Raw genomic sequence first — 13,123 nt, 5'->3', positions numbered from 1 at the left:
GGCCTGCTGTCAGGAACGGCCTGCCCTATGCCGGGGCAGCATGCCTGTTTCAAGCCTATCTTACAAGGCAGGGCTTTTTGGAATCATATTTCCATCCTGGTATCAGATACTGCATGGCCATTGCATCATCCCTGTCATGGTTTGGCATGGAATGATAAAGCCGGTTTGCCTCCATCACCTTCTCCATATCCAGGGTGACACCCAGACCAGGCCGGTCAGGAACCTCCAGATAACCGTCCCGGATGGCAGGCGTATCCTTTAACAGGTTCTGCCCGTCCTGCCAGATCCAGTGGGTATCCAGGGCGGTGGGGGAACCCGGGGCGGCGGCGGCCACATGGGCAAAGGTGGTAAGGGTTATGTCAAAATGGTTGTTGGAATGGCTTCCCCAGGTAAGTCCCCAGTCATTTAAAAGCGCCGCCATGCGCAGGCTTCCTTCAAGTCCCCAGAAATGCGGGTCTGCCAGCACGATGTCCACGGATTTTAACGCGGCTGCGTGGTAAAACTGTCTCCAGTTGGTGGCAATCATATTGGTGGCAACCGGAATATGGGTTGCATTCTTGAATTCAGCCATGATCTCACGGCTGGAGAATCCTGCCTCAGGTCCGCAGGGATCCTCCACATAGGACAGGATATGGCCCATGTCCCGGCACAGTCCGATGGCCTCCTGAAGGCTCCATGCCCCGTTGGGGTCTATGTTGATGCGTCCGTTTGGAAACTGTTTCTTTAAGGCGCGTATGGTCTCCATCTCATATTCACCGGAGAATACGCCGCCTTTCAGTTTGAAGTTGCGGTATCCGTATTTTTCCTGAAGGCAGCAGGCCTGTTCCACAATCTGTTCATGGCTGACCATCTCCCTGCGTCTCATTCGGAACCAGGAATCGCTGCTGTTGGATTCATCTATGTAAGGAAGCCCGGTTTTGCCTTTATCTGAGACATAGAACAGGTATCCCAGCACTTCCACCTGGCTGCGCTGCTTTCCTTCAGCCAGAAGCTCGCACACAGGAACACCCAGGTGCTGTCCAAGCAGGTCTAGCAGAGCGCATTCAATGGCCCATTCTGCCTGGACCACGAACTTGAGTTTGCTGATGTCCAGGGTCTGTATCCCTTCCCCGTCATCCCCAGGCGCTTTCCTGCCTCCCCGGTGGATGGTTCCAAGAATGGAGCGGTATTTACCGACTTCCTGCCCCACTACCAGGGGGATGTAGCTGGTCAGGCATTCACAGGTGTATTCACCGCCATGGATTTCCCCAATTCCCGTATGGCCGGAGTTGTCTTCAAGGATTACAATATTTCTCGTAAAATAGGGTGCGTGCGCCCCGCTCAGGGTCATTTCCATACTGTCATATCCAGCCACGGGAATGACTTTCATGTCTGTGATGACCGGCGTATTATTTAACATATCATCTGCTCCTTTTCTTGAAACGCTTGTTTTTCTGACGGTTTTCATTATAATACAGTTAGGAGAAACAGGCCAATATGTAAAAATAATTGGAGCAATCACATTTGCTAATAGTAAATATATCCAATCATGGATGTGCGGGAGGGGATTACATTGGATACAAAATATTTGAATTATGTGCTGACAATTGCCAGGAAAAAGAATATGACAAAGGCGGCGGAAGAGCTTTATGTATCCCAGTCCTCCCTGAGCCAGTACCTGTCCAGGCTGGAACAGGAGATTGGGGTACCGCTTTTCATACGGGCCAAGGGGGAACTGCTGCTGACCCCGGCAGGGGAGCTGTATGTGGAGGCTGCCAGGAAGGCAATCCAGATCCAGAAGGACCTGTACCATAACATCCGGGGGCTGAACCATAAAGGCCATATCACCATTGGGGTGACTTCCCAGTTCGGCCTGAGGATGCTGACGGAGATCATACCTGTCTATAAGAAGGAGTTTCCCCAGGTTACCATTGAGATTACGGAATCCAATGTGCCCACGCTTACAAGGATGATCCTGGAGGAGGGAATTGACTGTGCGGTCATGGCGCTGAACTGCGCGGATGCATTTGCAGGGGAACAGGTGTCCCTTCTCCGGAAGGAAGAGGTGCTTTTTGCAGTGCCTGCGGCCCATGGTTACTGCCTGCGTAACCGGACCGGAAATCTGACCAGGGAAGAACTGGTCCGGGAATTTAAGGATGAGAATTTCATGCTGTCCAAGAAAGGGTCCACTCTGAGGGAACTGGCAGACCGGATATTTGCATCCGCAGGGTTCCAGCCAAGTACCATGTGCGAGACCAACAGCATCATTGCCACCCGGGCCATGGTGGCAAAAGGGATTGGCGTCACGTTCATTGCCAGGTCCTGTGTCAGTGACAGGGAAAATGTTGTCTATTATTCCCTGAATCCCCGGATGTACCGCTATAATGCCCTGGTGCGCAGGAAGAACCTGATCCAGAACGAGCCGGAAAGAGCGCTGTTCCGGTACATACGCGGATATTTTGAACGGCAGGATGAAGACGGGCCAGGGGACTGAGCCGTGCATGCGTGTGTCTGCAGGGACGTGGTGTTGGTGTTGAAACATGTCCTGTTTTGTGGTATCATAGGGAAAGGAAGAGATAAGAGAAATCGGGGGATAAACTCTTATCTCTTATTTTGTATTGAGCGGGGACGTACATATGAGACAGAAACTATCAAAGCACAATCTGCTGCTTGTTGGATTTACATTATTTTCCATGTTTTTTGGCGCGGGGAATCTGATTTTCCCGCCTTTTCTTGGGGCACAGGCAGGCAGCCTTACATGGCGGGCAATGGAGGGGTTCCTCATAAGCGCGGTGGGGCTTCCTGTATTGGGCGTGGCGGCGGTTGCGCTTTCCGGCGGGCTTCCCAGCCTGGCAAAGAAAGTACATCCTGCCTTCGCGTTTCTGTTCACGCTGCTGATTTACCTGTCCATCGGACCATGTCTGGCCATTCCAAGGACGGCCAGCACCTCCTTTGAGATGACGGTGCTTCCCATTCTGACCGGGATGCGGTTTGAGATGGGGCAGCTTGTGGGAGGAACGGGTTTTACCCTTCAGACAGCGGCGCAGTTTGGATATTCGGCCCTTTTCTTCATGGCGGCCATGGCAGTGGCCTTCAGGCCGGAGAAGCTGACGGACCGGTTGGGGAAGGTGCTCTGCCCCGCACTTTTGATATTAATCGGGGTGATTTTTACCGGATGCCTGGTATGGCCCATGGGTCCCTATGGGGCGCCGGAGGCGGTTTACAGCGCTGGCCCGGTGGTCAAGGGCTTTCTGGAAGGATATCAGACCATGGATACCATTGCCGCCCTTAACTTCGGCATTATCATTGCCATCAATATCCGGGCCAAGGGCGTGGACCAGGAGGGCGCGGTTGTCAGGGAAACCGTAAAGGCGGGAGTGATTGCCGGCATCCTTCTGGCCCTGGTCTATGGGGCGCTGGCCCACATCGGGGCGCCTGCGGGTGCAGCGGCTGCCGATACAAGGAACGGAGCCAGGATACTTACCTATGTGGCGGGCAGCCTGTTTGGGAATGCAGGGATGATGATCCTGGGGGTTATCTTCCTCATCGCGTGCTTTAATACATGCGTGGGACTTTTAAGCTGCTGCAGCCAGTATTTTACCACCATAATCCCGGTGATTGGATATAGGGTGTGGGTATTTGTGTTTGCGGCTGTCAGCCTGGTGATATCCAGCGCGGGGCTGAACCGGATACTGACCGTATCGGAACCAGTGCTGAACGCCATATACCCTGTGGCAATCGTGCTGATCGTGCTGGCATTTTTGGGACCCCTGACCAGGAGGTGGCCGTCCATGTTCCCGTGCAGCATCCTGCTCACAGGGATTGTCAGCGTGGTATATGCGCTGGAGCAGAGTAAGGTTACCATACCTTTCCTGAGCCAGGCAACCACCTACCTTCCGGGATATGGGGCCGGACTGGGATGGGTCGTGCCTGCATTGGCAGGGATGGCGGCTGGGATTGTTGTCTCCTCTGTGATGGAGGAGGAAAATGATTTATAGGAAAATATTGATTCAGAATGATTGATGGAATTGTAATTGACACAGAAAAGGACAGGATGGGACATGACACAGACAAGATGGATGCTGCACGCTAAAAAGGCGGATTTTAATAAAATTGCGGAGACATATGGAATCAGTCCGGTAACGGCAAGGATTATCCGTAACCGGGGAATTGAGGGGATGGAGGACATCGGGCATTACCTGCATGGTTCCGTAAAAGACCTGCACGACCCCCGTCTGCTGCCGGACATGGAAAAGGCGGTGGGAATCCTGCGGGGCAAGGTGCAGGAAGGGAAACCCATCCGCATTGTGGGGGACTATGATATTGACGGCGTCTGCTCCACCTATCTGCTCTACCGGGCGCTGAAACGGATTGGGGCCGATGTGGATTTTGAGATACCGGACAGGATTAAGGACGGGTATGGGATTAATGAGATGATCATTGAGGCAGCGGCAGAGGACGGCATTGATACCATACTCACCTGCGACAACGGAATCGCGGCGGTCAGCCAGATTGCCAGGGCAAAGGAACTGGGGATGACCGTGGTGGTTACGGACCATCATGACATACTGGTGGAGGAGAGCGGAAACAGCGGCGCTGGAGATGATGCGGGCGGCCAGGATGGAAATGATGCGGATGCGGAGGACTCCTGCCAGGGAACCGAGGTGCTTCCGCCTGCGGATGCCATTGTGAATCCCAAGATGAGGGGCTGCAGGTATCCATTTCCCGGCATATGCGGCGGCATGGTGGCCTACAAGCTGGTACAGGTGCTGTTTGAGGAATGCGGGGTGCCTGTGGAGGAATGGCTGGACATGCTTGAGATTGCGGCCATTGCAACGGTAGGGGATGTGATGAAGCTCCAGGGCGAGAACCGCATCATTGTGAAGGAAGGGCTTTGCCGCCTGGGCCATACATCCAATCTTGGCCTGCGCAAGCTGATAGAGAAGAATAACCTGGCATCGGACTCCATTACGGCCTACCACATCGGCTTTGTCATCGGACCCTGTCTCAATGCCAGCGGACGGCTTCAGACCGCCAAGCTGGCCCTTGGGCTTCTGCTCTGTGAGGATGAGATGGAGGCGGACCGCATGGCCCAGGAGCTTAAGGAGCTTAACGACCAGAGAAAGGACATGACCCAGGCGGGTATTGACGATGCGGCGGCCATGGTGGATGAACTATACCAGGATGACAAGGTTCTGGTGGTGTTCCTGCCGGACTGCCACGAGTCACTGGCAGGGATTGTGGCAGGGCGGCTGAGGGAACGGTACGGCAAGCCTTCCTTTGTCCTGACACGCGCAGAGGGCTGTGCCAAGGGCTCAGGGCGTTCCATTGAAGCTTACCACATGTTCCATGCGCTGGTGGAGGTAAAGGACCTGCTTCTCAAGTTCGGAGGCCATCCCATGGCGGCGGGATTCTCCCTGAGGGAGGAAGACGTGGATGAGTTCCGGCGCCGTCTTAATGAGAACGCCAGGGAGCGTCTGACGGAGGATGATTTCATCCCCAGGGTCTGGATAGATGTGGCCATGCCTTTTGAGTACATATCGGAGTCATTTGTGAAGGAACTGGAACTGCTGGAGCCTTACGGACAGGGCAATGAGAAACCGCAGTTTGCACAGAAGAATATGGTGATACGGAGCGCCAGCGTCATGGGCAGGAACCGGAATGTGGTGCGTCTGAGCCTGGTCAATGAACGCGGGGTATCCATGAACGGGGTGGTATTTACAGAGGGCGACCTGTTTATGGAGGAAAAGGGAAACAGCAGGGTCATGGATATCATCTACTACCCCGGGATAAATGAATATAATGGGAACAGGAATCTTCAGATAGTGGTGAAGGACTGGAAGTTCCATTGAGATAAGGCGTAAATGGATAGGGACAGCTGTCTGCCGCAAGAGCGTATGCAACTTAATTTTAAGATAAAAGGATGGAGCATGGTACTTTATTACGTGTCCATCCTTTTTACATGTTAACAGTGTTATATGGAAGGTGTAAAATTGGTGAAAAAATAAATATAATATTGACAGTCATTGTGAAATATGCTATATAATAAAGTGTGGGAACGTTATCATGGGAACGTTCCTATCCTTAGGATATGTGTGGGAACGTTCCCATGAAGAGCAAAAACTGTAAATCAAGTATAAGGAGGTAAAATTTATGAAGAGAAAGCTAACCGTATTTGTAACCGCAGCATGTGTGATGATGGGAATCCTGACTGCATGTGGAGGCAGCACATCTACAGAGGAACCGTCCAAAAAGCCGGAAACACAGAAAACAGAGGCAGCAAAAGAAGGTACAGGTGATGTGATTAAACTTAAGTTTTCTTATAACTCGCCTGAACTGACCAGGGAAACCTGCCTGGAGACTGAATTTGCACAGACCTTTAAAGATTACCTGGATGAAAAAGCACCTGGAAGGTTTGACATCCAGATATATCCCGCAGCGCAGCTGGGGTCCTTTAGTGAAGTATTGTCGGGTGTATCCGATGGCAATATAGAGACAGCTTTGGTCAATATAAGCACGCTGATTTCTAATGACACGCAGCTGAACCTGTGGCAGATACCGGGCTCAATAGGAAGCAATGAGGAGTGTAATGCATTGCTTGCTGACGGGGAGATGATGAAAACCTTTGAGACAGTGGAAGATTCCATGGGTATAGATGTTGCCACATGTTTTACTGCGGGGGCCAGACATTTTACCAATAATAAAAAGGAAATAAGGGTTCCGGATGATATGAAGGGAATTGTATTCCGCGTTATGGAGAATGAGCTTTATGTGAAAATGGTTGAATCCCTGGGAGCCATAGCAACCCCCATGTCTTCGTCTGAATTATATTCAGCGCTGCAGAACGGAGTGGTGGATGGCCAGGAAAACCCGACAGCATTTATTATCAGTGATTTAACATATGAAGTCCAAAAATATATGGTAACAGATGGGCATGTATATTCCATATCACCATTTGTGGTAAATCACCAGTGGTATGAAAGCCTTCCCGGGGATTTGAAACCTATATTTGATGAGGCCGTGGCAGAGGCCCGGAAATCCGCTATCCAGTTTGTGGATAAGCAGGAAAAGGAAGGACTGGAATTTTTGAAAAATGAGGATATCGTCGTATATGAACCAACCCCGGAGGAATTAGAACTCTGGCATGAAGCCGTATATAAGGGTTCACATGACTATATTGTCAATTTGATAGGTGAGGAACCGGTCAATGATTTTATCGCAAAGATTGAAGCATACAGGTCAAGCCATTAAGTTTAATAGGAGTTTAGGAGGAGCAGAGGATGGAGGTTTTGAAATTAGCATACAGAAAAATGGACCAGTTAGAAAACCGGATACATAAGTGTTTTGAAGTATGCGGGGTAGTATTGCTGGCAACAGCATTCCTGTCTATTTTTGTGCAGGTGCTTTACCGGTTCATTATTTCCCGGTTTTTAATATTGCCGTTGTCATTTACGGAAGAACTTTCCAGATTCTGCTTGTTCTGGCTCATATACCTGGAACTGCCGATTACGGTAAAGCAGGGGCTGGAATCTGCCAATACGTTTTTCATCAACAGATGTAAAGGCGTTCCTAAGCTATTTTTGTATATTGTTGTGCAGTGCATCTGCCTGTTCGTGGCGGTAGTGGCATTCAGATATTCATTCGTAGTGCTTAATACCAACCGTACTTACCGGTCTCCGGCCATGGGCCTTCCTGGTTTCATGATGTATGTACCCATTACGATTGGTATGCTGTTTATATTTGTCAGATATGCCATTGATGTTCTTGGGATTATCACAAAAGAAAAGGAACCATTTGAAAATATGGGACAGGGAGGTGTTGAGTAATGCAGGGACTGATTATTCTGGTGGTTTTTATAGCTGTCATTGTCATTGGCGTACCTATTAGCTGGGGAATTGGTTTTATAACAATTATTTCGTTACATATGTGTGACGCTAAGATGACCATACTTCCAACCAAGATGATTACGGGAGTGAATTCATTTACATATCTTTGCATACCATTTTTCATCCTGGCTGCGGATATTATGTCAAAAGGTGGTATAACAAAAAGAATCCTTTTGTTCTGTGATGCGCTTGTGGGGCATATCAGGGGTGGCCTGGCCCATGCCAATGTGCTGGCCAGCATGCTTTTTGGCGGAATCAGCGGGGCTGCTAACGCGGACGCAGTGGGCCTGGGGTCGATTGAGATAGAGATGATGACAGACCAGGGATATGACAGGGACTTTTCCGCTTCCGTCACAGCTGCCAGCGCGGTCCTGTCGCCTATAGTGCCGCCTAGTAATATTTTCATCATCTACGCGATTGTGGCAGGAAATGTTTCCGTGTCAGCCATGTTCATCGGAGGGATTGTGCCGGCTATCATACTGACTACCGGGATGTTTGCGATGAATTACTACTTTGCAGTAAAACGGAACTATCCTTATAAGGAAAACTTCGCCGGATGGAAAAAGGTATTGCAGACAATCTGGAAAACCCTTCCTGCGCTGTTTATGCCATTCATCATTCTGGGGGGAATTACAACCGGAATATTTACTGCTACAGAGTCTTCTGTTGTGGCGGGGGTTTATGCTATAATTATATCAGCTTTCGGTCTTAAAAACTTTACCTGGAAGGATTTATACAATAGTTTGGCCAATGCGGCAAGAATGACATCCGTGGTCATGATTATCATTGCCATGGCTGCGGCCATGGGCTGGGGGATTACCGCCATGCAGCTGCCCCAGAAGATATCAGGGTTTTGTTTATCCTTTGCCAGCAGCCAGAATTCGTTCCTTCTGATTGTATTCTTCCTGCTTGTGATGGTAGGCATGCTGATGGATGTGGCTCCGGCGATTCTTATTGTGGTTCCCATACTCATGCCGGCTGCACAGGTGTTTCAGGTGGATATGCTCAGGTTTGGATTAATTGTTTCCATCACGTTAACCGTTGGAATGATAACGCCGCCAGTGGGGATGCTTTTATTTACAACTTCAACCGTGGCTAAGATAGATTTGTCAAAAATGTACAAGGCCATTATTCCTTATGCTGTTTTGGAGGTCATACTGGCCCTGGTCATTATCTTTATAGAGCCAATCACCACATTCCTTCCAAGGCTGTGCGGTTATTGAAGAATGTAAAAATATAACATATAGGAGAATCAAGATGCGGGTAACAATAAAAGATATTTCAAGGTTATCAGGTATATCAACTTCGACTGTTTCCAGGGTGCTGACCAACAATGTGCACGTCAGCCCGGAAACAGTGAGAAAGGTAAAAGAGGCAGCTGATATGCTGGGGTACATACCGAATGGTGCGGCCAGGAGTCTGGTCAATAACCGTAGGAATATGATTGGTCTGATTGTTCCTGAGCTGGAGAATCCTTTTTACACGGAAATTATCCAGGGGGTGGAAGAAACCGCCGCCGGATATGGGTATGGAACAATCCTGAGCTGCCATATGGGAAATACCGATAGCTGTGATTCCATACCGAAGCTTCTGGAACTGGGGGTTGATGGAATCATACACGCGGGCCTGCTGCAGGAGGAAGACCAGATACAGTACCTGTGTGAGACAAACATCCCTTATGTTCTTTTAGGAAGAAAACTGGAGAATGCAGAAAGCAGTTATGTGGTATGCGATGATTACGGCTCCTCGTATAAAGCGGCAGAGTATCTGATTGGATTAGGCCATAGTGAAATTGTTTTTATTTTTGGAAAGCAGAAGTCTTTCAGCAGTCATCAGAAGTTGAATGGCTATCTGGATGCGCTCCGGGATTCCGGAATTGAGAAGGATGAGTGCAGGATTGTCAAGGGCAACCTTTCTTATGATGGGGCATACAGGGCGGTTTCGCAGCTGCTGGAGGAAAAAGTCAGATTTACCGCAATACTTGGAAGCAATGACATGATGGCCATAGGAGCAATGGATGCATTAAAACACGAAGGATACCGTGTGCCGGAGGATGCATCTGTCATTGGTATTGATGACATATTTTGGGGAAAAGTCAGTGGGATAGACCTGACGACCATACACGTACCGAAATACGAGATGGGGTGCAGGTGCTTTGAGATATTAAAAGATTTAATACAGGAGCCTGAAGCCGAGGAAGCACATTGTGTGCTGGAGGGAAAGCTGGTAGAAAGAAAAAGCTGCAGGACATTATTATGACCAGGAGGAACGTCCATGAAGATAACAGAAATCAACCCAATCAAATTAAAATTTTTTCCAAAGAACCCGCCAAGGGATGGGTTGGCCGGCATTCCAAGCCGGGATGTGTTTTTAGTTCAGATTAAGACGGATGAAGGGGTTGAAGGAATCGGTGAGGGATTCGCACTGGGATGTCTGGATTCCCTGGAGACAATCACCAATGAGACATTAAAGCCACACCTGATAGGAAAAAATCCTTTAATGATTCAGCAGCTGTGGGACGCCATGTATCAGAACACGTCCAGATACGGGCGCAGAGGGATTACTATGGCAGCCATCAGCGCTGTGGATATTGCATTGTGGGATATCCTGGGCAAGGTTTCCGGTCAGCCCGTTTATAAACTGTTGGGAGCTGCCAGGGAATCACTTGAGCCGTATGCCAGCGCAGGATATTATATGGATGGTAAAGGTTTAACAGAACTTCAGGAGGAATTTACCGGCTATCTTGATATGGGTTTTAAGACCATGAAGATGAAGGTGGGCGGCGCTCCTTTTAATGAGGATGTGGAGCGGGTCAGGGCTGTCAGGAAAGCTGTGGGAGATGCGGATTTTGGCATTGATGCCAATAACGCCTGGGATTATCCAACCGCATTAAAGATGGCAAGAATCTGCGAGGAGGAAAACGTGCTGTTTTTTGAGGAACCCATGTCTACTGATTTCATGCAGGATTGTATCCGCCTGGCCCACAGTACAGATGTACCCATTGCCGGTTACGAGACGAACCTTACCCGGTTTGGGATGCGGGATTTTATTGTAAATGATGCAGTGGATATTGTCCAGGTGGATGCTATCTGGTCAGGAGGCATCAGCGAAGCCAAAAGGGTAGGGGAGCTGGCTGCTGCCTGGGGTAAAAGTGTAATCCCCCATTTCTCAGCCTCCATGGTTTCACTGGCAGCGAATCTGAGCTTCGGATTATCCCTTTCCAATACCAGGTATATGGAGTACACCCTGGATGAGAATCCGCTGCGGACAGAACTTTGCCAGCAGGGTATTGTGATGAAGGATGGTATGGTTACTGTATTTGAGGAGCCAGGTTTAGGATTAAGCCTGAATTGGGATACTATAGGGAAGTATAGGGTGTAGGGGTCAGCTGGTTTTATTGTGATACGATGTAACAACCCGTGAGGAAATCTGCCTTTAAGGAATTTCCTCACGGGTTTTGCTGATATGGGATGGTTAATAAGCCTGCCCGTCAACCACAAGACCATCCACCACATACATACCGCGCCATATCTTAAGCGTAAGCCGGATATCGCTGTCCCAGGTAATGGAATGGTCCAGCTCGTCGGCATGCCGTTCGTTCAGGTAATACTGTTCAATCCGCGGTTGGATGGCAACCTGTGCCCCGTCATCGTATAACCACAGATACCGGGAGGAGCATCTGATATAGGGTGTACTGCTGTCCGGGCGGTCCAGGGATGCATAGGAAAAGCTTGATATACCGCTGTCCGGGTCCGTATCCAGGACCACATATACAGGGATGCTGTTTCCGCGCCTGTTTTCGTAGCGTTCAATGGAACCAGGTTCCAGTGTAACCCTGCTGTCCGGGTTGCTGAGCCGGAGATAGCGGCCCCGCAGGGCGTCGTAAGGGTCATAACCGGTCATTTCCAGGGTCACGGTCCGGCCGTTGCCTGATACCACGTAGACCATGGCAATGACAGCCAGAAGCATCAGAAGCTGCAATGCAGATACAATCAGGATTATCTTATTGCGGTGTATTTTCATGTACGTTCCCTCCCTTCAGCTTTAAGGTCATCCTGTAGTTCACGGCAAGGAACGCCAGGCCCGCTATCAGGAAGACAATCCCTTTGACCAGCAGCTGGTAATTGCCAAGGGATACCTTTAACACGATATACAGTATGATGGCGGCCGTGTAACGGCGGACAGATGCCAGGTTGGCGGATTTTATCCCCCGCAGCAGTTTGTACAGGCTGAATGCAATGAGACAGAGGTTGACAAGGATTTCATATGCAAGGAAGGAGGCATATGGGAAAACCATCAGGTCAGCTGTCAGAAGCCCGCATAAGATAACGGACAGCAGGAGGTCCAACCGCGCCTTCCCGGCCTTTTTTGTGTAAAAGATATAGATCCGGATGAAAGCCCCTGCCAGCAGCGCCAATAAGAGGGGGTCCTGCATGTGGTAGAAGTAAGGGTCAGGGCTTCCGTAGCCAAAGAGTTCCGTAAAATTGTTGAAGAACAGATAGAAAACAGCTTTTGTGAACAGCATGACATATAACATCCGTCCTGCCAGCACCGGATAAAGGGCCGGCCGTTCAATGGTCATGTAAATCAGGAGGATAAGGATACAGGCGTAAAAGGCGCCATAGGGCACATATAGGATTGCCAGATACAGCATCCAGATAAAAAAGCACAGGGACAGCAGACGGCAGGCCCCGTCCTTCCTGACACATTTTATATAATAGGGAAGCAGGAGGGAGGCCAGAAGGATGTAGTCGCTGTTCCATCCGGTCCAGCAGATCCCCGCCATATATAAGAGGGCCAGATAGTATCCGTCCAGCAGGTACACCACGGGCAGCATGAGCACAAAACCGGTCAGCAGCATGGACTGGAGGCTGTAGGAAATCTGGTACGCCTGATATATCAGCCCAAGTGCAGATAAGAAGGCAATGCCAAGTGCCAGTGACAGGGATTGGATCCACACCTCGGAAGCCTGGGCGCGGATTTTCAGGAAAAGAAGTACCTGGACGCCCAGCAGGGGAAGGAAGGCGATGAATGCTTTCATTTCCCTGGAAAACATGGACCAGTTATAGGCAAACAGGGATATTACGCCTGCGCCGATGAAGACCACGCCTATCAGGGCAAATATCAGAAAGGCGTTATGGTGTTCCTTCCTGGTCTTTATGTATTCATCCTGAATACGTTCCAGCTGGGCCTGTTCCAGGTAACCAAGCGTTGTGAGCTGCTTTAATTCATTGTAAAATTCATTGGAATTCATTGGG

Annotated in this window: 11 protein-coding genes; 8 read left to right on the top strand and 3 right to left on the bottom strand. The window is 49.8% G+C overall.

The genetic code is table 11. The annotated features are described in order from the left end of the window. Positions 1–55: 55 nt before the first annotated feature. On the bottom strand, positions 56–1,399 hold the full coding sequence (locus MCJ35_RS19320) for an enolase C-terminal domain-like protein (RefSeq protein ID WP_025485796.1): 1,344 nt from the start codon (positions 1,397–1,399) through the stop codon (positions 56–58). A gap of 153 nt (positions 1,400–1,552) precedes the next feature. Between MCJ35_RS19320 and MCJ35_RS19315 the strand changes: the two genes are divergently transcribed. The 8 genes from MCJ35_RS19315 (at position 1,553) to MCJ35_RS19280 (ending at position 11,246) form a co-directional block, all read left to right on the top strand. Beyond that, complete coding sequence (locus MCJ35_RS19315) at positions 1,553–2,473, top strand: LysR family transcriptional regulator (RefSeq protein ID WP_025485797.1); 921 nt, start codon at positions 1,553–1,555, stop codon at positions 2,471–2,473. A gap of 142 nt (positions 2,474–2,615) precedes the next feature. Then, positions 2,616–3,977, top strand: a complete 1,362-nt coding sequence (gene brnQ / locus MCJ35_RS19310; protein WP_008719373.1) for a branched-chain amino acid transport system II carrier protein — start codon at positions 2,616–2,618, stop codon at positions 3,975–3,977. A 63-nt stretch (positions 3,978–4,040) separates the two neighbouring features. Then, entirely contained in the window at positions 4,041–5,831 is a 1,791-nt protein-coding gene (locus MCJ35_RS19305) for a single-stranded-DNA-specific exonuclease RecJ (protein ID WP_025485798.1), read from the top strand. A 301-nt stretch (positions 5,832–6,132) separates the two neighbouring features. Continuing rightward, positions 6,133–7,230: a TRAP transporter substrate-binding protein gene (locus tag MCJ35_RS19300; RefSeq protein WP_025485799.1), complete on the top strand. Its 1,098-nt coding sequence runs from the start codon at positions 6,133–6,135 to the stop codon at positions 7,228–7,230. Between the two features lie 29 nt (positions 7,231–7,259). Next, positions 7,260–7,805 carry a TRAP transporter small permease gene (locus tag MCJ35_RS19295; protein WP_025485800.1) on the top strand — a complete coding sequence of 182 codons (546 nt, stop codon included), beginning with the start codon at positions 7,260–7,262 and terminating at the stop codon, positions 7,803–7,805. Then, positions 7,805–9,088, top strand: a complete 1,284-nt coding sequence (locus MCJ35_RS19290) for a TRAP transporter large permease (RefSeq protein ID WP_025485801.1) — start codon at positions 7,805–7,807, stop codon at positions 9,086–9,088. Before MCJ35_RS19295 ends, MCJ35_RS19290 begins: the two co-directional genes overlap by 1 nt. Positions 9,089–9,122: 34 nt before the next feature. Further along, positions 9,123–10,124: a LacI family DNA-binding transcriptional regulator gene (locus tag MCJ35_RS19285; protein WP_025485802.1), complete on the top strand. Its 1,002-nt coding sequence runs from the start codon at positions 9,123–9,125 to the stop codon at positions 10,122–10,124. Positions 10,125–10,139: 15 nt separating this feature from the next. Further along, positions 10,140–11,246, top strand: coding sequence for a mandelate racemase/muconate lactonizing enzyme family protein (locus MCJ35_RS19280; protein ID WP_025485803.1), 1,107 nt, complete (start codon positions 10,140–10,142; stop codon positions 11,244–11,246). A 93-nt stretch (positions 11,247–11,339) separates the two neighbouring features. Here MCJ35_RS19280 and MCJ35_RS19275 read toward each other — a convergent pair whose 3' ends face one another. Next, complete coding sequence (locus MCJ35_RS19275) at positions 11,340–11,888, bottom strand: GDYXXLXY domain-containing protein (protein ID WP_240299619.1); 549 nt, start codon at positions 11,886–11,888, stop codon at positions 11,340–11,342. Beyond that, positions 11,869–13,119 (bottom strand): DUF2157 domain-containing protein, encoded by a 1,251-nt coding sequence (locus tag MCJ35_RS19270; RefSeq protein WP_025485804.1) that lies wholly within the window; start codon positions 13,117–13,119, stop codon positions 11,869–11,871. The genes MCJ35_RS19275 and MCJ35_RS19270 overlap by 20 nt, the downstream gene beginning before the upstream one ends. Positions 13,120–13,123: the final 4 nt, after the last annotated feature.

The organism is Enterocloster sp. OA13 (assembly GCF_022440595.1).
Taxonomy (GTDB): Bacteria; Bacillota; Clostridia; order Lachnospirales; family Lachnospiraceae; genus Enterocloster; species Enterocloster hominis.
Note: the sequence above shows the minus strand (reverse complement) of the source record. Positions and strands in the feature narration are given on the sequence as shown.

Coding starts and splice junctions, on each gene's coding strand:
- MCJ35_RS19295 (WP_025485800.1), top strand. CDS start 7,260: ATGGAGGTTTTGAAATTAGCATACAGAAAAATGGACCAGTTAGAAAAC.
- MCJ35_RS19290 (WP_025485801.1), top strand. CDS start 7,805: ATGCAGGGACTGATTATTCTGGTGGTTTTTATAGCTGTCATTGTCATT.
- brnQ (WP_008719373.1), top strand. CDS start 2,616: ATGAGACAGAAACTATCAAAGCACAATCTGCTGCTTGTTGGATTTACA.
- MCJ35_RS19300 (WP_025485799.1), top strand. CDS start 6,133: ATGAAGAGAAAGCTAACCGTATTTGTAACCGCAGCATGTGTGATGATG.
- MCJ35_RS19275 (WP_240299619.1), bottom strand. CDS start 11,888: ATGAAAATACACCGCAATAAGATAATCCTGATTGTATCTGCATTGCAG.
- MCJ35_RS19285 (WP_025485802.1), top strand. CDS start 9,123: ATGCGGGTAACAATAAAAGATATTTCAAGGTTATCAGGTATATCAACT.
- MCJ35_RS19270 (WP_025485804.1), bottom strand. CDS start 13,119: ATGAATTCCAATGAATTTTACAATGAATTAAAGCAGCTCACAACGCTT.
- MCJ35_RS19320 (WP_025485796.1), bottom strand. CDS start 1,399: ATGTTAAATAATACGCCGGTCATCACAGACATGAAAGTCATTCCCGTG.
- MCJ35_RS19280 (WP_025485803.1), top strand. CDS start 10,140: ATGAAGATAACAGAAATCAACCCAATCAAATTAAAATTTTTTCCAAAG.
- MCJ35_RS19305 (WP_025485798.1), top strand. CDS start 4,041: ATGACACAGACAAGATGGATGCTGCACGCTAAAAAGGCGGATTTTAAT.